The 24,108-nt window shown below is 45.1% G+C and carries 21 protein-coding genes; 8 read left to right on the plus strand and 13 right to left on the minus strand.

Annotated elements, in window-relative coordinates:
* Window positions 1-12 precede the first annotated feature (12 nt).
* Both K339_RS0113650 and K339_RS0113655 read left to right on the plus strand, forming a co-directional pair.
* The gene (locus K339_RS0113650) at window positions 13-1,305 is read left to right on the plus strand and encodes an MFS transporter (RefSeq protein WP_028524091.1); all 1,293 of its coding nucleotides are present in this window, start codon (window positions 13-15) and stop codon (window positions 1,303-1,305) included.
* A gap of 5 nt (window positions 1,306-1,310) precedes the next feature.
* Window positions 1,311-2,525, plus strand: a complete 1,215-nt coding sequence (locus K339_RS0113655) for an MFS transporter (RefSeq protein ID WP_028524092.1) — start codon at window positions 1,311-1,313, stop codon at window positions 2,523-2,525.
* A 153-nt stretch (window positions 2,526-2,678) separates the two neighbouring features.
* Here the strand turns inward: K339_RS0113655 and K339_RS0113660 are convergent, their stop codons facing one another.
* From K339_RS0113660 to K339_RS0113670, 3 genes are read right to left on the minus strand one after another with little or no spacing between them, the layout of a single operon-like run.
* The gene (locus tag K339_RS0113660) at window positions 2,679-3,758 is read right to left on the minus strand and encodes a hypothetical protein (RefSeq protein WP_028524093.1); all 1,080 of its coding nucleotides are present in this window, start codon (window positions 3,756-3,758) and stop codon (window positions 2,679-2,681) included.
* A complete protein-coding gene (locus K339_RS0113665; protein WP_028524094.1) occupies window positions 3,736-4,332 on the minus strand; it encodes a mediator of RNA polymerase II transcription subunit 16 family protein in 597 nt (198 codons plus the stop codon). The genes K339_RS0113660 and K339_RS0113665 overlap by 23 nt, the downstream gene beginning before the upstream one ends.
* A gap of 59 nt (window positions 4,333-4,391) precedes the next feature.
* Window positions 4,392-4,949, minus strand: a complete 558-nt coding sequence (locus K339_RS0113670) for an RNA polymerase sigma factor (protein WP_028524095.1) — start codon at window positions 4,947-4,949, stop codon at window positions 4,392-4,394.
* Between the two features lie 213 nt (window positions 4,950-5,162).
* On the opposite strand from K339_RS0113670, the gene corA reads away from it, so the two are divergent.
* From corA to K339_RS0113695, 5 genes are all read left to right on the plus strand, one after another.
* Window positions 5,163-6,107: a magnesium/cobalt transporter CorA gene (gene corA / locus K339_RS0113675; RefSeq protein WP_028524096.1), complete on the plus strand. Its 945-nt coding sequence runs from the start codon at window positions 5,163-5,165 to the stop codon at window positions 6,105-6,107.
* A 152-nt stretch (window positions 6,108-6,259) separates the two neighbouring features.
* Window positions 6,260-7,546 (plus strand): sialidase family protein, encoded by a 1,287-nt coding sequence (locus K339_RS0113680; RefSeq protein ID WP_028524097.1) that lies wholly within the window; start codon window positions 6,260-6,262, stop codon window positions 7,544-7,546.
* Window positions 7,543-8,043: a heme-binding domain-containing protein gene (locus K339_RS0113685; RefSeq protein WP_028524098.1), complete on the plus strand. Its 501-nt coding sequence runs from the start codon at window positions 7,543-7,545 to the stop codon at window positions 8,041-8,043. The genes K339_RS0113680 and K339_RS0113685 overlap by 4 nt, the downstream gene beginning before the upstream one ends.
* Window positions 8,044-8,453: 410 nt before the next feature.
* Entirely contained in the window at window positions 8,454-10,913 is a 2,460-nt protein-coding gene (locus K339_RS0113690; protein ID WP_028524099.1) for a TonB-dependent receptor, read from the plus strand.
* Window positions 10,914-11,124: 211 nt separating this feature from the next.
* Entirely contained in the window at window positions 11,125-11,463 is a 339-nt protein-coding gene (locus tag K339_RS0113695; RefSeq protein WP_028524100.1) for a XisI protein, read from the plus strand.
* A gap of 3 nt (window positions 11,464-11,466) precedes the next feature.
* Here K339_RS0113695 and K339_RS35955 read toward each other — a convergent pair whose 3' ends face one another.
* Window positions 11,467-13,068 carry a sensor histidine kinase gene (locus tag K339_RS35955; protein WP_051397999.1) on the minus strand — a complete coding sequence of 534 codons (1,602 nt, stop codon included), beginning with the start codon at window positions 13,066-13,068 and terminating at the stop codon, window positions 11,467-11,469.
* Window positions 13,069-13,106: 38 nt separating this feature from the next.
* Entirely contained in the window at window positions 13,107-14,423 is a 1,317-nt protein-coding gene (locus K339_RS0113705; RefSeq protein ID WP_028524101.1) for a S41 family peptidase, read from the minus strand.
* Window positions 14,424-14,676: 253 nt separating this feature from the next.
* Between K339_RS0113705 and K339_RS0113710 the strand changes: the two genes are divergently transcribed.
* The gene (locus K339_RS0113710) at window positions 14,677-15,105 is read left to right on the plus strand and encodes a hypothetical protein (protein WP_028524102.1); all 429 of its coding nucleotides are present in this window, start codon (window positions 14,677-14,679) and stop codon (window positions 15,103-15,105) included.
* Window position 15,106: 1 nt separating this feature from the next.
* Here K339_RS0113710 and K339_RS0113715 read toward each other — a convergent pair whose 3' ends face one another.
* The 8 genes from K339_RS0113715 to K339_RS0113750 form a co-directional block, all read right to left on the minus strand.
* On the minus strand, window positions 15,107-15,976 hold the full coding sequence (locus tag K339_RS0113715) for a sugar phosphate isomerase/epimerase family protein (RefSeq protein WP_051398039.1): 870 nt from the start codon (window positions 15,974-15,976) through the stop codon (window positions 15,107-15,109).
* A 182-nt stretch (window positions 15,977-16,158) separates the two neighbouring features.
* A complete protein-coding gene (locus tag K339_RS0113720) occupies window positions 16,159-18,066 on the minus strand; it encodes an amidophosphoribosyltransferase (protein ID WP_028524104.1) in 1,908 nt (635 codons plus the stop codon).
* Window positions 18,067-18,193: 127 nt separating this feature from the next.
* Window positions 18,194-19,477 (minus strand): UDP-N-acetylmuramoyl-tripeptide--D-alanyl-D-alanine ligase, encoded by a 1,284-nt coding sequence (locus K339_RS0113725; RefSeq protein ID WP_028524105.1) that lies wholly within the window; start codon window positions 19,475-19,477, stop codon window positions 18,194-18,196.
* Between the two features lie 118 nt (window positions 19,478-19,595).
* A complete protein-coding gene (locus K339_RS0113730; RefSeq protein ID WP_028524106.1) occupies window positions 19,596-20,297 on the minus strand; it encodes a hypothetical protein in 702 nt (233 codons plus the stop codon).
* Window positions 20,298-20,439: 142 nt separating this feature from the next.
* A complete protein-coding gene (locus K339_RS0113735) occupies window positions 20,440-21,366 on the minus strand; it encodes an AraC family transcriptional regulator (RefSeq protein ID WP_028524107.1) in 927 nt (308 codons plus the stop codon).
* 189 nt (window positions 21,367-21,555) lie between these two features.
* Entirely contained in the window at window positions 21,556-22,713 is a 1,158-nt protein-coding gene (locus K339_RS0113740) for an acyl-CoA dehydrogenase (protein WP_028524108.1), read from the minus strand.
* A gap of 86 nt (window positions 22,714-22,799) precedes the next feature.
* Window positions 22,800-23,534 carry a 3-oxoacyl-ACP reductase FabG gene (fabG, locus tag K339_RS0113745; protein ID WP_028524109.1) on the minus strand — a complete coding sequence of 245 codons (735 nt, stop codon included), beginning with the start codon at window positions 23,532-23,534 and terminating at the stop codon, window positions 22,800-22,802.
* An 82-nt stretch (window positions 23,535-23,616) separates the two neighbouring features.
* The gene (locus K339_RS0113750; protein WP_028524110.1) at window positions 23,617-24,075 is read right to left on the minus strand and encodes a MaoC family dehydratase; all 459 of its coding nucleotides are present in this window, start codon (window positions 24,073-24,075) and stop codon (window positions 23,617-23,619) included.
* Between the last annotated feature and the right edge of the window lie 33 nt (window positions 24,076-24,108).

The following is a 24,108-nucleotide window of genomic DNA, read 5'->3' on the forward strand; positions in this document are numbered from 1 at the left end:
TACATCTACTCAATGCCTAAATCTTCTAACCAAAATACCCTTTTTGGGCTTCCTGTTATTGTGGCCGCACTAGGCTACTTCGTTGATATTTACGATTTACTATTATTTGGAATTGTACGCGTGCCTAGCCTCAAAGATTTGGGTTTGAGTGAGCAAGAAGTGTCGGCCGTGGGAGCCTCCATCATCAACTGGCAAATGGGCGGTTTGTTGCTTGGCGGAATCATTTGGGGAGTATTGGGCGACAAACGCGGCCGCCTTTCGGTGTTGTTTGGTTCCATTATTACTTACTCCATTGCCAACGTACTTTGTGGATTTATCCAAGATACCTCGTTTTTGCCAGCCACTGAGTTGTACAAATACTTACGCTTTATTGCGGGCATTGGATTGGCGGGAGAATTGGGTGCGGGAATCACGCTTGTGTCCGAAATTTTACCCAAAGAACTTCGTGCCATTGGAACGTCGTTGGTGGCGGGAATTGGCCTTTTAGGCGCAGTAGTGGCCTATTTTACGGTCGAGATATTTGGCGACTGGCGCATTGCTTACTTTGTAGGCGGTGGGCTAGGGTTTGGCCTTCTTTTGCTTCGCGTGGGCGTCATTGAATCAGGAATGTTTACGGAAGTCTCCAGTCAAAAACACGTCGCTAAGGGCGATTTTCTCTCGTTTTTTACCAACTGGGAACGCTTTGTACGCTACATGAAATGTATCGGAATTGGCCTTCCAACGTGGTTTGTGATTGGAATTTTGGCGACTTTCAGTAACGAATTTGGCAAAGCTTTAGGCATCACCGAACCCATCAAACCAGGGTTGGCGATTATGTGGTGCTACGTGGGATTGGCAGGGGGCGACTTGGCCAGCGGATTTATTAGCCACTATTTCCATTCGCGTAAAAAAGCCGTGGCGTTACTGATGGCGTTTTCTGGCGTGTTTAGCATTGTTTATTTGTTTGCGGGCGTACAATCTTCGACCATGCTTTATACCCTTTGTTTGTTGATGGGCTTTGGCATTGGCTACTGGGCCATGTTTGTGACCATTGGAGCCGAGCAATTTGGCACAAACCTTCGGGCAACGGCTGCTACGACTGTTCCCAACATGGTACGCGGAATGGTGATTTTGATGACTACGCTGTTTGCGGGTTTCAAAACGGGCTCATTGGATGTTTTTGGTTGGTTTACGCTCACCGTTCCTCAATTGGGCGTTATCGGAGCGGGTACGTTGGTAGGGATTTTGAGCTATGCGTTAGGGTTTTACTCTACCCTCACCGTTCCCGAAACCCACGGCAAAGACCTTGACTTTGTAGAAATCTAAAGAGGATGAAATACCGTGCTCTTTTTACCTTGCCCGTCATTGTGTCGGCGCTTGGTTTTTTTGTGGACGTGTACGATTTGCTGATTTTCAGTATCGTACGCGTTCCAAGTCTTCAATCACTGGGCTATTCGGAAGCCGAAGTTTCTAAAATTGGAACGTTTATCTTCAACTGTCAGCAAGCGGGTTTGTTGGTAGGCGGGATATTGTGGGGAATTTGGGGCGATAAACGCGGCCGCTTGTCGGTTTTGTTTGGGTCTATCATCACGTATTCGTTGGCCAACATTGCCTGTGGTTTTGTTGAAGATCCCAATCTGTACGCGTTGCTTCGTTTTGTAGCAGGAGTGGGGCTTTCGGGGGAAATTGGGGCGGCCATGACGCTTGTGACCGAAATTGTTCCCAAAGAAATTCGCAGCCTTGGGCCTACGTTGGTGGCGGGGATTGGGTATTTGGGGGCGGGTGCTGCCTACCTGACCCAAGAATGGTTTACGTGGCGAACGGCCTACATGGTGGGCGGGGGCATGGGTTTATTGCTGCTGCTGTTGCGAATTAGCGTGTTTGAGTCGGGACTGTTTTTGCAACTGAAAGAAACGAAGGTCTCCCGAGGCAACTATTTGTACTTTTTTAGCAGTTGGCCGAGGCTGGTCAAGTATTTCCGTTGCGTGCTCATCGGCGTCCCGACTTGGTTTGTGGTGGGAATATTAGGGACATTTGGCAACGAATTTGGGAAAGCTTTAGGCATCGAAGAAGGAATTTCGCCTGGTAAGTGTGTGATGTTTATCTACTTCGGTCTTACGGCGGGCGACTTCTTCAGCGGGCCGCTGAGTCACTGGCTACAATCGCGGCGCAAAGCCATTTTATTTTTGCTCTTCATTGGGGTAATTTTTGTTGGAGTTTACCTGTACGGAGGGGCTAAGTCGGCCAATATGCTCTACGTGATTTGCTTCTTGGCGGGCATCTGTACGGGCTACATTGGTTTGTACTTGATGATGGTTGCCGAGCTGTACGGTACCAACCTTCGCGCCACAGCGACCACTTCGGTACCGAGCGTGGTGCGAGGAATGGCTATCCCAATGACGCTGGCTTTTCAAGGGTTAAAACCTTCTTTTGGAGCGCTAGGTGGAGCCGCTTTGTTGGGAGTACTTTGCTACGGATTAGCGCTAATAGCGATTTACAAAACCGATGAAACCTTTGGTCGGAATTTGGATTTTGTGGAGGAGTAGGGGGGAAAGCGTTAGCCGTTATTCGTTCAAAGTCAATGAATTATGTTAAAGTAAATGCCCTAAAACGTTTGTTTGGCTATTTAATATAATCATACATATAATAAACCCCCGCGCTTGGCAAGCACGGGGGTTATATTTTAAGCCAATTTACGATTATCGAAGACTTACTTCGCCGTATTTTGAGACAATTTTCACTCTGGTGCCTTTGCCCGTTCCAATTTTACCGACGTATTGCTTGGTCATTTTTGGGCTATGGCGCTCGTTGTCTTTGCGTTCGTCGTCGTTTTGAGTGAACGATACTTTGCGGTCGTTGGGGTATTTGAAGCCGCCGTAGCTTACGGTCACGTCAAAGTTACATTCGTTGTTTTCCATTGGAATCACTACCGACGAATAGTTGGCCAAAATGTCCACGTTATCAGCCGATTGCGTCAGTTGGTCGATGCGGAAGCCGCCTGAGAAACTAAGCTTAATTTTGCTCGAACCTTTGAGTGTACCGATACGTCCACCCGAATAGCTGATTTGGCCATCGAGGGTTTCTACTTCGCCGATTTTCATTTTGCCAAACTTGTTGTTGAGCGTGATATTCTCGGCTTTTTCGAGTTCGAGGGTCGAATACGAAATATCGAGGTTGCCGTTGGTGATTTGCTGAATTTCCGCTTTACCGTACGATACGTCAATGTCATTTTTGCTACCTACCAAATCGTTGGCCATAAAAGTGCCGTACTTAGAAACGACTACCAACGGCGCTTTGAACGTAGGGATGTTAGTATTTCCAAAACGATTTTTAACTGTCAAAGGCGTGTTTTTTGGCATCGACACGTTATAGTCGATTTGCACAAAATTCTTTTCGTTGTTGTTGTTTTTCCAGCTCCAGCCGTTTGAGTTGTTCGATTTGTTGATAATTGTGCGGACATTGATTTGGTTGCCTTCCCGTTTGTCTTCAATCACTACGCCGTCGAGGTATTCTTGGGCGCGGTCGTCGCTGCTTGAGTTAGCTACAATGTGAATATCAATCCGTATTTCGTTTTTGTCCCAAAGGTTCACTTTTACCTGCCCAAACTGATTGTCGAGCGATAAATTGTCTTTGGACGAAGTATCGTAAATCTTAATCACCGATTTTTTCTTTTCGATGGTACCCCATTCGTGAGCCGTTGCTCCAAAGGCCGAAAACAGACAGAAAGCTACCAAAAAGGTATTTACTAACTGCCAATTACATGATTTTATCGTTTGCATGGTTGTTCTTGTTTTTGATGCGTTGGATGATGTCCAACTGTTGGTTTAATAAATCAATCTGCCACTGTAGGTTCTGAATCATGGCCTGAATCACCACTTCTTGGTTGGGGTTCTTCGGAAGGTCGGATTTCAGGTTTTGGTATGAGCGCTCAAGCTGATCCAGTTCTACGGCAAATTCTTTATACAAATTAGGGTTACTTTCGGTCATTTGGCGAAGCTCATCTCGTTTGGTATCAATCAATTGGGTGTATTGACTGACTTGTTTGGCAAACGTTGGATTGCTAAGGGCTACTTCGGGAGCTTCTGTAATACCGTAATTTTGATTGACACGGTATCCAACCCACCCAAGGCCAATCACCAAGGCAATGGAGGCCGCAATGCGCCAGTTGAGGTTTCGCCAAGCCTGTTTAAAAGGATTAGGCGCACTTACTGGCGGGGTAACTTCTGCGACAACTTTGGGCGCTTCTTCGGCTGGTAGTTGTTGGTTCAACCGATTCCAAAGGTCGTCGGAAGGTTCATATACATCAAACGCCTCTCGGTTGTCTCTTACGAATCGTTGCAATTTGTCTTTCATCTTCTTTGGTATTTAACGCGGCTCTTTTTTTCTAAAACGGTGTGTCTTTTTTAAGAAACTCAAAGAGGGCGTAACATTTCTAATAATTTTTTCTTTCCCCGCATGTACTGAGTACGCGAGGTGCTTTCGCTGATACCGAGGATTTCGCCGATTTCTTCGTGGTCGTATCCCTCAAACAAATAGAGCGATAAAACAACACGGTAACCTTCGGGGAGCTGCTCAATGCACTTACGAACCCGTTCTACATCCATCTGAAGTCCTTCTTCGTCGAAGGGAACATCGTCGGCTATGTCTTGGTCGTCGCTGCCGTAGCCCTCAATATCAACCAATTGCATTTTACGTTGGCGGAGGTGATTGATGGCTTTGTTGACCACAATCTGCTTCAGCCACGCCCCAAACGTGGACTGCCCCTTGAACGTATGTAAGTGGCAAAAAGCATCCAAAAATGCCTCTTGCAGTACGTCTTCGGCCTCTCCTATGTGATTGACCACCCGCATACAGACGTTAAACATGGACTTTGAATACAACTTATAGAGTTCGTACTGCGCCTTGCGCTCGCCTTGTCTGCATCTTTCTACGAGTTCGACGTGTTTGTCTATGTATAGTTTAGATTCCAATTGGCTGTAATTTCATGGTAATGACAAATCTGATTTAAAAGATGTTGCATCTTGCTGAAAAAAAAATCTTGTATTTGAGCAATTTTATAAAAACCTATGAGCTTTGCAAGCGTAAACCTTATAGGTTTTGTCGTTCGAGCGTTTGCAAAACCTATAAGGTTTGGATAGGTTTCATCAACCAAATCACTAACTTTGGCGCAAATGCAGTGAGGTATGGTACGTATTTTTTATCGTGAAGGAAAGCACATCAAACGCGAAAACGACGTTCGCGAGATTGGACATTTGAAGCAAATTTTGTGGATAGACCTGCAGTCGCCTACGCAAGAAGAAGAAGAATGGGTCGAGACGAAGTGCGATATTAGTTTTCAGACGCCCCAAGAAATTGTGGAAATCGAAAGTAGTTCGCGCTATTTTGAGCAAAACGATACCATCAATGCGAACTCTAATTTCCTGAAAATCAATGCAGATGGCTACGCGATTTACCCCGTGTCGCTCCTGATTCGGGAAGGAGTGCTGTTTACCTACCGCAATGGTGACTCAAAGACTTTTGCTGATACGGTTCGGAAAATGAAAGTGAGCCAAGAGACTTTTCAAAACGGGGTTGATATTCTCCTCCTTTTGCTCGAAACGCGCATTGAAAGCGATGCCGACGTACTAGAAGGACTTTCGCGAGATATTAGTACAATAAGTAAAGACCTGAACCGAGAGCAAAAAGCGAAACAAGAAATTCTCTTGAAAATCAACATGATGCAGGAGAATACCATGCTTTTGCGCGAAACTATCATTGATAAACAGCGAGTACTATCGGGAATTTTACGAAGCCAGTTTTTTCCCGATGATAGAAAAGAGCGCTTACGGATTGTGTTGAAAGACATTAGTTCACTTTTGGAATACAGTACCTTCAACTTTGAGCGATTGGAGTATTTGCAAAATACCTTTATGGGTCTTATCAACCTCGAACAAAACCAAATCATCAAGATTTTTACGGTCTTTACCATCATCTTTATGCCTCCTACGCTCATTGCGGGTATTTTTGGCATGAACTACACCATTTTGCCGAGTAGTGGCCATCCCTATGGTTTTTGGTTTTCGCTGTTGCTAATGGTCTTTTCGATGGCGGCGATGTGGTTCTTCTTCAAACGTAAACATTGGATATAGAGAGCTAAGGAGGAACTTGTCTAGCAAAATCGGTAAGCCATCTATCAAAAGTAATGATCGGTATAGTTCTTTTTTGAATCATTCAAAAAAGGAATACTTTCGTTTCAGTGATTGTTAGCTACTTACTCTTTTTAATCAAACCTTTTAGTAAAATGATGAATGTAAGCGCATTTCTTCCGCTCGTGTTGGTAGGCGTATTGGGAAGTTTTTTCCCAACAGCCACTCCGACTTCCTCCGAAATTGTTATTTGTCACGGTGAAAGTACGCCCGAATTTACAACATGGGTTCCTACCAATACCCACTTTGCTGTTTCCCCCATCGACCTTGACCCCACAAAAACGTACTCAATGCCCTTGCTGGCCGAAACGACCAAAGGAGAGCTGATGCTATCGTGGACCGAAAAAGATGCTGCAGGAATGACTTCTTTGTGCGTAGCTTTTTCAAAAGATAAGGGCAAAACCTTCTCCGAAAAGAAGACCATCTTTAGTGGTACGGGTGTCGGTAATAGCCGAATGATGCGGGCGAAAGTGCTTTCTAAAAAGGATGGTAGCTTCATTGCTGTGTTTTCAAATCGCGGAGAAGCTGGGGCTGCACCTGCTTCGGGGCGCGGCGGAGGACGTTCTTCTAACATTGTGTATTGTGTTTCAAAAGATGGTGGAAACACTTGGAATGCCCCCCAATCGGTGGATTCTGACCCAAAACAAGGAATTGTTCGTGGCTTTTTTGATGCAGTGATTCTTCCTAATGATGAAATCGCGGTGGCTTATTTGAAGGATGTGGCCAATAGCACCAAACACGAAGAACGTGATTTGCGCTTAGTGGTTTCAAAAGGTGGCGTTATGCAGCCCGAACGTTTATTGGATGCCGTCGTGTGTGACTGCTGCCCAATCAACCTATCGGTAGATGCGGACGGAGCATTTACGGTGATTTATCGCGATAACAACGATGACATTCGCGACATGGCGCGTTTGGTTTCGACGGATAATGCGACTACGTTTTCAAAGTCAGCGATTGTTTATAACGACAACTGGAAAATTATGGGCTGTCCTCACAGTGGGGCGATTTCGACCAACTATGGCAAGAGCGAGTTAGTGGCGTGGTTTTCGGGTTCAGACCAAGAAAAAGGCATTCGTTTGACGACAAGAGAAGGGAAAAAGTTTTTTGTCTTGACGGATGCGTCAGCTAAAAATCCCGCCTTGACGAGCGGAACCAATTCGGTAGTGATGCTTTGGGAGCAAACCAAAGGCGAAGGTACGCCTACTCAGCTCGCGTATCGTAAAATTGCGGAAGGGCAAGTGTCGGAAACTACGTGGATAGCCGATGCTACCAATGCGACCAATTCAACTGGTATTGTTCTTGGAAATCAGTTGGTTGTGGCTTACGAAGCAAAACAAGCCGATGGCAAAAACAGTTTAAAATTTAGCTACGTATCACTATGAAAAATAAAATTTTGATTGGATTGGGCGCTGTGTTGGTTCTCATTCAATTTATCCGACCTGAGAAAAATATTTCCGATGACCGTACCTACGACGTTTCGACCAAATACGCCGTTCCTGCGGACGTAAAAAGCCTTTTGAAAGTAGCGTGCGACGATTGTCACAGTAATAAAACCGAATATCCGTGGTATTCCAATATTCAGCCTGTGGCTTGGTTTTTGGATCACCACGTCACCGACGGAAAACGCCACCTCAACTTTTCAAACTTCACGTCGCGCTCGGTGGCGTACCAAAATCACAAGTTTGAGGAAACCATTGAGATGATTAAAGAAGGAGAAATGCCGCTGGAGTCTTACACTTATTTTGGACTGCATTCAGGAGCTAAATTGACCGAAGAGCAAAAACAAACGCTTATCAACTGGGCACAAACCAACATGGACTCGCTCAAAGCACAGTATCCTGCGGATAGCCTTGTGTTGCGCCGCCCGCAAGGGAAGTAGTGATCGCCGTGCGTCGGGTATTCGTCGTGCGTCGGGGTGCTCACCGTGCCGAGGGTTGCTCACAACCCGATGATAACGTGTGAAAGGTTGCGCATAACCTGATTGTCGTGCAAAGGGTTGCTCACCGTGCCGAGGGTTGCTCACAACCCGACGATAACGTGTGAAAGGTTGCCCATAACCCGATTGTCGTGCGGAAGGTTGCTCACCGTGCCGAGGGTTGCTCACAACCCGACGATAATGTGTGAGAGGTTGCCCATAACCCGATTGTCGTGCGGAGGGTTGCTCACAACCCGACTAGTACGCAAAAAAATAGAATCAAAACCCCTGTTTTCACCCTAAAAGCCTCGAAAAATTACATTTTCGGGGCTTTTTAATGAGTACAAAACCGTTATTCCCTTCTTTAACACAGTATGATGAAAACGATTATCTCCACTCCCTTTTTTGTAAAAATTGCTGTTTTAATTAGCCTTTCATGGCTAAGTCTCACTTCTGTTCAGGCCCAGAATGCCCAGAAACTGACAAAAGTCAAGGGCACCGTGACCGATGCACAAACCAACGCGCCGTTGTCGTATGCCACCATTAGAATCCTGAAAAGTACGGATAGTACGCTCATTTCGGGGGCTATTACCGACGATAAAGGCCAACTGACCGTGGATGTTCCCTATGGACAATTCTACGCGGTAGTTGAGTTTATTGGCTACAAACCGTTTAAGACCTCCGTTTTTACACTTTCTAAAGAGCAATCTTCGCACGATTTAGGAACGCTGAAAATTGCCGCTTCGGCTCGAACGTTGGACGAAGTGGTGGTACAAGCTGAAAAAAGTTCGATGGAATTGGCGTTGGACAAAAAAATATTCAACGTGGGTAAAGACCTAGCCAACGCAGGCGGAACGGCGATTGATATTTTGAGCAATGTACCCTCAGTGTCGGTTGATACGGAAGGAAATGTGAAACTACGTGGAAGCGATGGCGTACGGATTTTGATTGATGGAAAACCGTCGGGTTTAGTGAGTTTTAAGGGGGGAGCGGGCTTGCAGCAATTGCAAGGAAATCAGATTGAACGGATTGAAATTATTACCAACCCGTCGGCTCGTTACGAAGCAGAGGGGTTATCTGGAATTATCAATATTGTGCTAAAAAAAGAGCGTAAACAGGGCATTAATGGTTCGTTTGAGGTCGTAACGGGTTTTCGCCCTAACTACGGAGTCGCGGCCAACATCAATTACCGTAAAAACAAGCTTAATTTTTTCCTCAATTATGGTATCGCCTACCGTGTGCCCATTTCGGCAGGGCGGTTGTACCAAGAAGTCTATGGCAAAGACACGACTGCTATTTTGCAACAAAACACCAGTGGTAACGTAAAAACCATCGCCAATACCATTCGTGGGGGATTAGATTACTTTTTCAACGAAAAGAATATTCTGACGGCGTCGTATCAGTTTCGTCGTACGGACGTGTTGCGGATTACCGATAATACGTACAAAGATTACATCAATTCGTTGTCGAACTTGCGCACCATCACCGACCGCCAACAACGTGAAACCGAAGCCGAGCCGTATTCGGAGTATTCGGTGACGTACAAAAAAACGTATAATCGTAAAAATCAGGAACTTATCGCGGATGTGCGTTATTTGACGTATTGGGAGCGCTCCGACCAAACTTATACCCAAAACAGCAGATTTGCCGACGGAACGCCCAATACCAAAGGCTCATTGCTTCAAAAATCGCTGAACGATGAGTACGAAAATCAACTCATTGCGACCTTGGACTACGTGCAACCCATCGGGAAAGATGGCAAATTTGAAACAGGGATTCGTTCTAGTTTTCGCGATATGGTCAACGACTACATCGTGACCCAACAAAACGCCCAAGGCGGATTTGATGCCTTGCCAGGCTTGGACAACTACTTTATTTACAAAGAAAACATCCACGGGGTTTACGGGATTTTGGGAAATAAAACCAAGAAGTTTAGCTACCAAGCGGGTTTGCGGGCCGAGATTACGGACGTTACCACCATTCTGCGCGAGACGAATCAAACCAATCCTCGTAAGTACAGCAATTTGTTCCCAAGTGCGCATTTTACCTATAACCTCAACCAAGACAATGCGTTTCAGGTGAGTTATAGCCGCCGCGTGCGCCGACCAACCTACAACGATTTGAGCCCGTACGTGACGCTATCGGACCAACGTAACTTTTTCTCAGGAAACCCCGATTTGAACCCAGAGTTTACTAATTCGTTTGATTTAGGACATATCTATTACTTTGAAAAAGGGTCGTTTACGTCGTCGGTCTATTACCGTCATACCAACGGGAAAGTACTTCGGATTCGTCGGGTGGATGCGCAAGGCATTTCAAACACTCGTCCCGAAAACTTGGCCACGGAAGATGCCTACGGAGCAGAGTTTACGAGCAACTACACGCCGTTTAAGTGGTGGAAATTAGACCTGAACTTTAACTTCTTCCGCGCCATTACCAACGGTCAAAACCTAGATGCAACCTTCAAAGCGGATACTTACAGCTGGTTTGCCCGCCAGACCTCTCGTTTCAATTTAAGCAAAGGAACTGACTTACAAATCCGTGCTAATTACGAAGCGCCTCAGCAACTTCCGCAGGGCAGCCGCAAGTCGCGCACGTTTGTGGACTTGGCCTTTAGCAAGGAGATTTTGAAAGGTAAAGGTACGCTTACTTTTAACGTCATTGACGTGTTTAACTCGCGCTACATGCGTACGATTACCGAAGGGCTTAACTTCTATTCGGAGGGAACGTTTGGGATGCGCGCTCGCCAAATCAACCTGACCGTCATGTACCGCCTCAACCAAGCCGCAGGTGCTAAAAAACAAAAAAGCTTGATTAGCGGCGAGGAAGGCTAAAGGAAGATGAAATAGCAGGCATGATGCTGATTGCTACACAAACGCGGATTTTTAATGATAAAATACGCGTTGAAACATCTACGTTCTGATATTTTCGCCGAGTTCTTTATCGTTTCGTTTCATATTTATAGGAGCGTTTTATACAAAAAGTGATTGAACGTAAGCATATAAAACTACTTATTTATGATCCTTTAAACGATAAAATTGTTTTATGGAAAAGTTGAAAAAATACCAAAAGATACTTTCAGCATTGGTAGAAGAGCTTGCCAATGTTCGCTTTTCTGTACAGCCTTTTCTTGAAAATCAGGCAATTACCGATACCATTCATAACCATTTTCAAGTCGTGACACTTGGCTGGGAAAATGAAAAATTCGTCTTTGATACCGTATTGCATTTTGATATCAAAGACGATAAAATTTGGATTCAACAAAATTGGACAGATCTTTTGATAGATGAAGAACTAATCAGAAAAGGGGTACAAAAAGAAGACATAGTTCTAGGCTTTCTTCCTCCTTATGCCCGAGAGTATCGTCAATTTGTTTCTGTCTAAAAATTACGCCAAAAAAGAAAAAAGACCTGCGACGCGTGATGCCTTTTTTGTACGTATTTTTTTGGAATTAATGGCAATCTCTAAGCTGACCGAAAATTCCTTTTCCGTTTGATGAATCAGTAAATGATGGCGATTGGGGTAAAGAAGCTCCAAGCGTTTGCGAACGTTGACCAATCCGATGCCAGAGGAATATTTTTCAGGGTCTTGGTCGTTGCGGGGGTGTAGGCTGTTATTGACCGTAAAGTGGAGCTTTTCGGTGTCGCAGTACAGCTTGACAAAAATCCACGAATGGTTTCGCAAACTTACGCCGTGTTTGAAGGCATTTTCCACGAAAGGAATGAGCATCATAGGAGCCACCGAGCGCAAACACAGCGAGTCATCAAGCTCAATTTTTAACTCAAATTTGTCGGATTCGCTGATGCGAAGACGTTGTAAATCAACGTAATTGCGCAGGTACTGTACCTCTTGACGAATGTCGATTTGGTCTTGGTTGTTTTCGTGCATCATAAACCGCATCATGTCCGACAGTTGCTGTATTCCCTGCGACGTGCGTTCGGCATTTTCTTCGATAGACGTGGCGTAAAGGGTATTCATGGCGTTAAACAAAAAGTGTGGGTTGATTTGCGCCCGTAACGCCGACAACTCCGCTTGGTTACGATTGAGGCTGGTTTCCAATGGTTTCACCATCACCTGCCGCATAATGGTGACCACAATCGCCCCTATCCAAGCAATAAGACTTAGCAGGAAAACCTCATCTACTTCCACAGGCCATACCATGTAGGGGTCGTAGATGTGGAATAAAGAATAGACAAGATTTCCAATGAAACTCGCCACCAAACTGGCTCCGTACAAGATAATGGCTTTTTGCAAAGCTGCCCGACTTTCGGGGTAGCGGTAAAAGCGAAAACCTCTCCAGCGCAGAAAATGATGGTGGTATAAATAAGCGTGTAGGTAGGAGCCAATGACCCAAATAAAGCCTGGGATAAGAAACAAATCTTTGGTCAGAATCTGAAAACTTGAAAAAGCGACAAAACCAGCCAAGGCGAGGACGCTTCCATCGCGAATAATTCGATGGGTGAGTGCGTTTTCTTCATCAGGCTGGTGTTGTAACACCCACTGGTACAGCTGTGAAAGAGTGACGTAAATGGATGTAGAAATAAAAAGCCCGCTCGAAATCATGGCCACGTTGCGCAGACGAAACAGGTTGTAGAGTTTAGCTCCGATGATGTTGTAGTTTTTGTCGTGACGAAACTCCAATTCATCGTGCAGAAATAAGTAACTCCAAACCCCTGCCAACAGTACAATGCCTGCGGCAGTAAATGCCAAGAGCGCTTTAAGTTGCTCATCCCGTTGCCATAGTCTGACGACGTACTGAGACTGGATAAACCAACAACTCCAAACCCCTATGCCAAGGTTTAAAAAAGGCAAAAAGCCGTTGAGCCACCAGTTATAATTCAGAAAAATGCGACGTTCTTCGTCAGCATTGATAACGCGCAATACGTTGATATACTGGCTGTAATCGGTAGAAACAGCAATGAGTAAATAAATAGCCGTTAAAAGGCTGAGTCCCCAAAGTTCTAAAGTGCGAAAACGTTCGATGGTCATAGCGGTGATTGGTTAAGAAAAAAATGGCTGTTAATTGGTTACGGTTTTTTGTCTATTTTTTCGGCCCACCCATCACTCCAGCTTAGATTGATGGATTGGAATTGCCCTCCCGACTCATTCATAAATTCTACTTGATAATCTTCGCCTATTTGAAATAATGTTAGCGAAATGGGAGTCATTTGAAAGGGTGTTTTATCCTTTTGATTTACGTCCCTAAAGTAGAGATTGCTACCTTGTTTTGTGATTTCAAATTCGGCAAAACGCCCCGTAAACCTTGCAAGTTTGGCACTATCAAGAACAATAGTCGCAATCTTGGATTGATTGTAGTTGATAAGCCATTGTATCTTGCTTTTCTCATTTTCGTTGGCATTTTTTAATTTGTTCTCCAACAGTTTGTTCTGGGCAAAAAGTAACGCATTCTTAGCCTCTGTACGTACCTCAGGAATGACCCCTGTGCCTTCCCAATCAGTATGCGTTTTTTCATTCTCACTTCGCAAATAAGGGATAAACCCTACCAAACCATTCCCTAAACTAAAACTTCGGGTTAGATGAGCCCCGCCACTTGTAGGCTCTCCTACCACAACGGCATTGTGCTGGTTTTGTAAGACGTAAGCGAAGCCTTCTGCGGCAGAAAACGTGTTTTTACTTGTTAGGACGTAAACAGGTATATCAAGAAAAAAATCCGCAGGTTCAATAATGTTTTCTGTCCAAGTGTTTGTTAGGCGATTGAAATTTCTGCCTGTTTTTGTTTTTTCCTTAAAAAAATACCCCAACAAATTGTTCGATTTTCCACTTCCTCCACGATTATTACGCAAATCAATAATTAAAGCATCGGTATGAGAAAGAAACTGGATTGCACTTCTAATGGTCTTTTGGGCTTCTTCGCTTGGTAAAGCAAAGTTTGTAAATTCGATATAGCCAATGTTTGAAGGTAAAATTTCAAGTTTTTTAAAGAAAAAATTGTGCGATTTTTCTTTAGAAATGTCTAGTTCGGTTATTTCTTTTTTGCCCTTTTGTGAATTGTTAAAACGGATAATATCCTGCTCCAATTTTATGTTGTACTCAATGCGTAAATGCTTGTCATTTTGGATAGAATGGATGTCTTCGGTAAGGTTATCCGCCAAATCTTTAAGAGAAGTGAGTTGACTATATTTCCCTAATTTATGTTGGCTGGTTAGAAAATTGGTAATCAGTAACGCCTTGTCAGGGTAAACGTACTTATCTTGGATAGCCGTACTGATACTTTGAAGGGATTTCAGAAGGACTAAGCTGTCGAGTTGCTTCCCTTTTTCTTGGGCAAATAAGCTTTTTCCAAGTATCGGTAGAATTAATAAAGTCAAGATTTGGCGGTTCATTTGACGGGTATTGGTTTACTTTGCTTGATACGCCATAAAAAAGCTAATTGTAGAATTGAGTCTTGATTTCATGGCAATTATTGGTTAGACAGCTCAAAAGTAGAACCAGTAAGCACGTCGGTGCAAAATCTGTGACGAATCCTGTCAAATTTGGGGCAGAAAGGGGGAAAATCAAACCTATATTTACTTTATCACGTAAACTTCCAACGAAAGAGCCTTCTAAAACGTCCTCTAAAAAAAGAGACGAAACCCGATGAAATCATTTATTTTTTTGCTGTTGATTGTTGCTTTAGGAAGCTGTAAGCCGAAAGCTGTTGTTCCCGAAACCATCGCACCATTGGTAGGAAAGTGGCGTTTGGATGCGTATGAAACGACCGTAAACGGGAAAAAAGAATGGACGTTGACCAGTATCAACGCCTCGACGGCGAACTATATTCAGATTCGAGAAGATGGTGTGCTACTGACAGGCAATGGTCAGGAGCTCTGCTGTGCTCCTTCGTCGTTGACAATCAATGGCAAACGTTTTGAAATTATCCCCAAAAGTGCGATTCCCGACAACCCCATGTGTGCGCTGGTAGATTGTATTGGTTGTGCTACGTGGGATATTGAATGGACGGCAGATACGTTTGTTTTAAGCCTGTGTATTAATTCCAGTCGAAGTAGGTACGTGCGAGAGAATTAGTCTAGGCCAATGGAATACCTGTTTCTTGGGCTATTTTCATGATAAACAACCGCGCTTCGTCGTATTCCTCAGGAGTACGTAAATGTTCCAATAGGAGCGGAACGCGTTGCGGAAGCGCGGTTACGTTGCGCAGGTAAGTTACGTAATCCATTCCACCCCGCCCTGGCATGGTTTCTGCGAAATGTACATCTTTTCCCACCACGTCTTTTGCGTGGCAAGACACAATCCATCGCCCGAGTTTATGGAATGTATCGTTGATGAGTTGGGTATTTTGGTAAAAACGCTCGGGGGAATTGATGATATTGGCAATGTCGATGTGGGCAGCAAACGCGGGGCGGTCGATGGCTTTAATGAATTTTAAGCACGAATCAGCGTCGTTGGGTAAGCTCCAACCCATCATTTCTAAGGCAAATTTGGCTTTTTTAGGCTTGACCGCGTCGATTACCTTACGACAATTCTCGATGGTTGCGTCAACGTATTCTTTGGTGAGGTTACGGGCGTCGGGTCCATCCCACTGTTTGGGATTGTACGAGCCCGCGATGTTGATGCAGGTCAACGCCCCAATTTCTTCGGCCAACGCAAGACGCTCAATGACGTAATCCATGTTTTTCTTACGTTTTTCGCTATCGGCGTCGAGCATATTTACCCATGCCCCAACTTCGGCAATCAGGACATTTTGTTCAGCAAACGCTTTTCGCAGTGCTGTGATTCTAACAGTATCTTTCAGTTCTACCTTGGGTACGTAAGCCGCACTGTAGCCCAAACGCCGATGTTCTTTCGCTAACTCGACGGGGTCTTCGCTTTTTAAAAAGATAGGCCCGCCAAGGTACAGTGTTTGTGTACTTTTTCGAAACGAAGCAAGAGGTTTCATGAGTGCGAAACCACCCGCAGACTGCAAAAAACGACGGCGTGAAAGCATAGGAGTAAACGAAAAATTGGAAAACGGACAATTTTTACAACAAAAGAAGACTTTTCGGACTTTGAACTACTGCTAAAAAAAATCCCCTATTCGCCGAGGCAAATAGGGGAGGGTATGGTTATTTCTAAAGTAGGTTAGTATGCTCTTACTACCCCCCGTCCTTCATAGAAGTTAACGTAGGCTTTGTTCACAACGCGGTTTCCGCCTGGAGTTGGGTAATTTCCTGTGAAATACCAGTCCCCACTGTGGTTAGGACACGCTTTGTGCAAATTATCAACCGTTTGGAAAATTATCGACAATTCGGCTTTGAGGTCTTTGGGGCGGACAATTTCGGCTACTTTGCGCGAAACCTCTTCGTCCGTAAACTGGTCGAAAAGTGCTTTGACGTAGTTTTGCTGAGAAGCATTACCTGTTTCAAGGGCCGCAACGCATTGAGCATATACTTCTTCGCGAAGGTTATCAATGCCGCGTTCTTTGAGTAATTGCAAAGCGGCACGGAAAGCAACAAAATCTTTCACCTTCGACATGTCGATACCGTAGCAGTCGGGGTAGCGGATTTGCGGGGCCGACGATACGATGATGATTTTCTTAGGCCCAAGGCGGTCGAGCAAACGCAAAATACTCTTCTCAAGCGTAGTGCCACGAACAATAGAATCATCGACAACGACAATCGTATCCACGCCTTTTTTCACCACCTCGTAGGTCATGTCATACACGTGCGACACCATTTCGTCGCGCGCTTCGTCACTCGTAATAAAGGTGCGTTGTTTTACGTCTTTTGAGACTAATTTTTCGATACGCGGGCGGAACGAAAGAATTTTGTCTAACTCTTCTGGAGAGAGATTGCCATCGGCAACGGCTTTTTTGCGTTGTTTGGCCAAATAATCTTCCAGACCTTCAATAAGCCCAAAGAAAGCGGTTTCGGCCGTATTTGGAATGTAAGAGAAGACCGTATTTTCGAGGTCGTAATCTACTTCTTGCAAAATCTGAGGAATCAGAAGCTGACCAAGTTGTTTACGCTCGTGGTAAATACCAGGATCAGAAGCCCTAGAAAAATAAATCCGCTCAAAACTACAAGAACGTTTTTCGAGCGGCTTTAAAATTTGGTGCTGATCGTACTCGCCATATTTGTCGATGATGAGCGCATGACCAGGTTTTATTTCTTGAATATCGGCGTAGTTGGCGTTGAAAGCGGCCTTGATGGCAGGTTTTTCGGAAGCAACTACCACGACCTCGTCGTCGGCATAATAATACGCAGGGCGGATACCTGATGGGTCACGAACGACAAACGCTTGTCCCGAGCCTGTCATGCCACACATGGCAAAGCCACCGTCGAAATCGCGACATGAGCGGTGCAATACGCGTACCATGTCCATGTTGTCTTCGATGACATCTGAGAGGTCTGGGTTTTCGTAGATTCCTTTGAAACGGTCAAAAACGCGTTGGTTTTCTTCGTCCAAAAAGTGCCCAATTTTCTCCATCACCGTCACCGTGTCCACGCGGTCTTTGGGGTGCTGCCCTAGCGAAACAAGCTTGTTAAAGAGCGTATCAACGTTGGTCATGTTGAAGTTTCCTGCTACCACCAAGTTGCGGCTACGCCAGCTATTTTGACGGAGCATGGGGTGGCAGTTCTCGATTTCGTTAGCCCCGTGGGTACCGTAGCGAAGGTGTCCGAGCCAAACCTCACCCGTAAATGCCACGTTTTCTTGCAGCCATTTAGCGTCGTAGCGAAGGTCTTTATCGTCGCCTTTGAGTTCTTTGAAAGCCTTTTTGAATTTCTTCTGGACTTTCGAAAAAATCTCTGCTACGGGTTGTTGATCGACCGAACGGTAACGGCTAATGTAGCGGTGCCCAGGTGGAACTTCGATTTTGATGTTGGCCACGCCCGCGCCATCTTGACCGCGGTTGACCTGTTTTTCCATCAAAGTGTGTAATTTGTAAACTGCGTAGAGGGGTGTGCCGTATTTGTCAATATAATATTGAAACGGCTTCCGGAGGCGAATGAGGGCAATGCCACATTCGTGCTTGATTACGTCGCTCATCAGAGAGTATGAAGTGTGTGACGGATTGTTAACACAAAGTTAAGAAATCAGATTCCAAAACCTTGTGTTAAATTACAAGAAAGTTGAAAAATATAAAAAGGTAACTGATTAATACAAAAACAACGGCCTACAAATACGGAACAACGGTCTCCAAGCCCATACCTCTTGAGCCTTTGATAAGTACATGCGTATTTTGTTGAGGATGATCAATAACCCAGTTGTGTAATGAAAATTTATCAGGGAAATAATAGGCTTTCGGAAGCGCAGGGAGGGCATCTTGCATCAGTTTACCTGCCAAAATAACGACGTCAAATTGTTGAGCTGCTACCAACTTTCCCAGTGCTAAATGTTCCGCAGGTGATTCGTCGCCTAGTTCGAGCATATCTCCCAAAATCACCATTTTACGCTCGGCCTTCAACTTTCCAAAATTTTCAATTGCTGCTCCCATCGACGATGGATTGGCATTGTAGGCGTCCATAATCACTGTATTACTCCCTTTTTGGATAATTTGTGAGCGGTTGTTGGTAGGGTTATACTCCGCTACGGCGTCGTTGGCGTCTTGGTTCGATACGCCAAAATAGGCACCAATGGCCAAGGCGGCGGCTATATTTTCAAAATTATACCGACCCGTCAGATGGGTGTGAACGATTTGTTGATTGCTGTCTTTATAAACTACCAAAGGCGCATCTTCCAACAGTTGCGGAGCGGTAGCGTCGGCTAGGTAAAGCACCTTTTCGCTGAAAGTACGCTCATTGGCCATTTCTTGGAGGGTAGTGTTTGCTCCGTTGACGAACACCGTACCGCCCGAAGTCGAAAGCCAGTCAAATAACTCTCCTTTGCCTTTACGCACCCCTTCGATGCCGCCAAAACCTTCCAAATGGGCTTTACCAATGTTGGTAATCATCCCGTGGGTAGGCTCGGCGATGCTAGAAAGAAGGGCGATTTCTTTTTGGTGGTTGGCGCCCATTTCTACCACAGCTATTTCGTAACTTTTGTCGATGGCCAACAGCGTGAGCGGCACACCGATATGGTTATTAAGGTTGCCTTTGGTGGCGTAGGTGCGGTATTTTTTACTTAAAACTGCCGCAATCAGCTCTTTTGTCGTGGTTTTTCCGTTGGAGCCTGTCAAACCCACAACAGGAATATTGAGTTGACGACGGTGGTGGTTGGCCAATTGCTGAAGCGCATCTAAACTATTTTCCACCAATAGAAAACGGTTATCCACGGCGTACTCAGAGTTATCCACAATGGCGTATTTTGCCCCTTTTTCTAACGCGTCTTTGGCATAGACATTTCCATCAAACTTATCGCCCCGCAGGGCTACAAACAAACAACCTTCAACAATTTGTCGAGTATCGGTTGAAACGCCATTACAGGCCAAAAAGCAATCGTATAATTGAGAAATCGTCATTTGCGTTTAACTTCATTTTATGTTTTTAAAAAGGGCTATTGCACGAAAGGGTCGGGTTGTGAGCAACCCTCTTCACAAAGGGTCGGGTTTTGAGAAACCCTCTGCACATTGCCTTTACTTACTGCTCTTTGCTCCAGACTTCATAAATTTTAGCTCCTGCACTGCTTAGACCACTGTGGTGCCAATCTTTTCCGTCTTTGAGTTCGTAGTCAAACGTGAGGGATGCACCTACACGACTATTGTCGCGGCTAAAAAATTCAATCGTTTCGGTGTATTTACCGTCTTTGATGACGTAACTACCGCCCCCCGTACCCGAAAACTGCTTGGTTTCTGGATTAATGGCGGCCCATTGAAAACGCGTTCCTGTGAGCATTTTGAGGGTTTTTCGCGGGCCACGTTGCATAGGCGAAATGTTCCCGTCGTTGCCCATGCGTCCTGTGATGCGATATAAAGCTGAAGCAGGTGTGCTACCATCGTCCATTTGTTGCCATTCTCCTACGTTTTCAACTGATAGTTTTTTCCCCGAAATCGTTATTTTGAAATTTAAGGTCTTGCCGACTCTGGAGGTATCCGCAGAATTGAATTCACTTTTGTACGCAATGGTGCCGTTGGTGATTTTGTACGTTCCGCCTTCGGTATAGATAAACTCTTTCTCTTTGTAGCGGGTCATCATCAAGTAGTCGTCCGAGCAAATGAGCGAAGTAATGATTCCATCGTCACCTTTTTGCTGCCAAGTGCCTTTTAATTGGGCAAATGTGGGGAAACTGAGCAAAAGCCCCAAACCTAACATCCAGCAAGAGAAGCGAAATAGTGTTTTCATACGAGTGAAAGGGTTTTTTATTTTGAGCAAAGTTAATCCAAAACCTCCCAGAAACAATAAAGCAACTCTCACGAATGAAAGTTGCTTTATGGGGTAATTCATTTTTTCACTTGTACTGTCAGCGATGAAAACGCTATGAAAATTAGACGTTCATGAGCGATTCGCGGCGGCGCATTTTGCCCGCTGGAATACCAAACATCATTTTGAAACGGCGGCAGAAATAAGCCGTGTCTTTGTAGCCAACTTCAGCCCCAATGGCACGAATACTTTTCTTCGACGTACGAAGCAGGTTAACGGCCTCTTCCATGCGCTGGTATTCGATGTAGTCTTGTGGGTTGATTTGGGTCAACATTTTGAAATACTGACCTACGTAATCTTCCGATACGTTGGCGACGTTGGCCAATACCTTGTTTGATAAATCGCCACCCAAATTGTCTTTGATGTAAGCAAAAATATCAATCAAACGAGGGTCTTTGAAGTAGGTACTGTTGGTGACCAATTGCTCCACAAACAGACGATTTTTCAAAATGTAGCGAATAACTTCAATCGCAAGTTCTTCGGTTTTGATTTTGATGATACGTCCGCGACCAGCTACGTCGTTGAAATCTTCCTGCAAGATTTCACCAATCAACCGACCAAGGTAGGTGTTGTGCTTGATGATAAATGGCGGAATGTCCAACGAGGTAAAGAAGTTGACCGAGTCAAATACCTTGGCGTCAAAGGCCACAAGCCCAAACGAGTGAGGTATTTTGCCCACTTGTGACGAATCGCGCAGTGTATCAAAATACAATTCGCGGCGAGTCAAGAATTCTTCATTGCTTACTACCTTTGGTTGCACATTGTCACCGCTGCTGTAAGTAACAGTGGCGTGCTTTCCACCTGGTATAAAAAGCATGTCCCCAACGTCTATTTTTTCGTTGCCAAAAGACACTTCTCCGTCGTAAAGAATCATCAAGGAGTTCTCTACGTCATAAAAGTTTTTAATGGTAATAGTTTGCAACATCCGGATGTGACGAGCCTTGATGAACTTCACTCCCAGTGATTCGATGATTTTATTATAATCTTCCATTTGAAAATGGGTTAAGTGCTTCCCGATTAAGTAAATGCAAAATTAGCGTTTTTCTGAAAATTTGTACAAAACTAATAATTGTACAAATCTAATACAAGTGTGGAATTTTTTTCAATATAAAAAAAAGTGCGCGAATCCCGCAAGGAAACGCGCACTTTTTTTTTGAAAAACCCCCTAAAATTGGATTATTCAGGCTTTTTGCAATTCTCGGGCTATCACCAATTTTTGTATTTCTGAGGTACCTTCGTATATCTGAGTTATTTTTGCATCCCGCATTAATCGCTCAACGTGGAATTCTTTTACGTATCCATAACCGCCGTGAATCTGTACGGCTTCGGTGGCAGCCCACATCGCTACTTCCGATGCAAAGAGCTTGGCCATGGCGGCGGCTTGGACGTAGTCTTTGTGTTCGTCTTTGAGGCGGGCGGCTTTATATACCAATAAGCGGGCTGCTTCAATTTTTGTGGCCATTTCGGCTAATTTAAATTGAATGGCCTGGTGCTCGAAAATAGCTTTTCCGAAGGACTTGCGCTCGTTGGCGTACTTGAGTGAAAGCTCCAGCGCGCCCGCCGCAATGCCGAGGGCTTGGGCGGCAATCCCGATGCGGCCACCGTTGAGGGTGCTCATGGCAAATTTGAACCCAAAACCGTCGTTTCCGATGCGGTTTTCTTTGGGCACTTTCACGTCGGTAAACATCAATGAATGCGTATCCGACGCCCGAATCCCCATTTTATCTTCTTTTTTGCCCACGACAAATCCGTCCCAGCCTTTTTCGACAATGAGGCAGTTGATGCCTTTGTGCTTGAGTTCGGGGTGAGTTTGGGCCATCACCAAGCATACCGACGAAATGTTGCCGTTGGTAATCCAGTTTTTGGTGCCGTTGAGCAAATAATGGTCACCTTTATCTTCAGCGGTGGTATGTTGCGACGTAGCATCAGAACCCGCTTCAGGTTCGGATAGGCAAAAAGCCCCAATAATTTCGCCCGAAGCGAGTGGAGTGAGGTATTTGCGTTTTTGCTCTTCTGTACCGTATGCCTCTAAACCATAGCACACCAATGAGTTATTGACCGATACCATCACCGAAGCAGACGCGTCCACTTTCGACAATTCCTCCATCGCCAGCACGTACGAAACGGTATCCATTCCACCTCCGCCGTATTCGGGCGAAACCATCATGCCCAAAAATCCCAGCTCACCCATGCGTTTGAGGAGTTTGGGGTCAAACTTTTGTTCGTTATCGCGTTCAATAATCCCAGGGAGAAGTTCGTTTTGGGCAAAATCGCGTGCCGCCTCCTTAACCGCCAAATGCTCTTCGGTCAAGTTGAAGTTGAGTCCTTCTAATACCATCGTGCTTTACTGTTTGTGAAGTGTAAGAGTTTGTTTTGACTTTGGGTCAAATATACAATTCTCAAAAATAGTATGCAAGCATACTTTTAGGCTACTCCACCGTTTACGCTCAAGGTATGGCCATTGACGTAACCTGCTTCTTCGGAAGCCAAATAAAGGTAGGCGTTGGCGATGTCTTCGGGCAGGCCCATGCGCTTCACAGGGATACCTGCTACGGTTTGGTTACGGACTTCTTCGGGGATGAGGTCGGTCATTTCGGTTTTGATAAAACCAGGCGCTACGGCGTTGGCCGTAATGTTGTATTTACCGAGTTCTTTGGCCCACGTTTTTACCATCCCAATGATGGCCGATTTGGTAGCTACGTAGTTGGTTTGGCCAAAATTTCCCGTTTGTCCCACCACCGACGAAGTACAAATAATACGACCATATTTTTTCTCAACCATGTACGGAACAATGGTTTTGGTGCAATTGAAGACCCCATTGAGGTTAATATCAATCACTTGTGCCCATTCTTGGTACGACATTTTGAGCAACGATTTGTCGCGGGTAATACCTGCGTTGTTGACCAAAATATCAATTTGTCCGTAGCGTTCGTAAATATCGCGGGCGGCGGCTTCGATGGCAGGTACATCGGTGACGCTGATTTTGGTAAATTCGGCAGAGAAGTCTTTGTCGCGGAGCTCTTGGGCGGTTTGTTCGCCCGCGTCGAGCATATCCCAGATAATTACTTTGGCGCCTTCGCGCGTAAAAATTTCGGCAGTGGCTTTACCGATTCCTCGGGCACCTCCCGTAATGATGGCAACTTTATCTTGTAAACGCATGACGATTGGAAGCCCCCCGCCCCAATGGGGAGTTATTGGGTTGATATTACACCGACTTTTTGGGGTAAAGTCGTTTTAATTGTTACTCAAAGGCTAAACTTATCATTTCGGCAACGCAAGCTGGTTTGGGGTGTCCTTCTATTTCAAAGACAAGCGCCATGGTGGATTTTACGCCGTTGGGTTCTTGGTCTTCGACTTCTTTGAGGGTGGCGTGCATTCGTACGCGACTGCCTGTGGGTACGGGCGAAGTAAACCGAACTTTGTTGGTGCCGTAATTGAGCCCCATCTTTGCCGATTTTACTTGGTACAATTCATACATGAACTTGGGCGCTAACGAAAGGGTCAAAAAACCGTGGGCAATGGTCGTTTTGAACGGGGAGTACTTAGCGGCCATTTCGGTATCGACGTGGATCCACTGGTGGTCGCCCGTCGCTTTGGCAAAATCATTGACCATTTCTTGGGTAATTGTCACCCAGTCGCTCGTGCCAATTTCTTTACCTACGTGAGCTCGAAACGCAGCAAGGTTTTCAAAAGTCAGCATTTTTTGGTTTAGGGTTTGAGGGTTTATCGTTTT

Origin of the sequence: Runella limosa DSM 17973, from assembly GCF_000482465.1 — a bacterium.
Taxonomy (GTDB): domain Bacteria; phylum Bacteroidota; class Bacteroidia; order Cytophagales; family Spirosomataceae; genus Runella; species Runella limosa.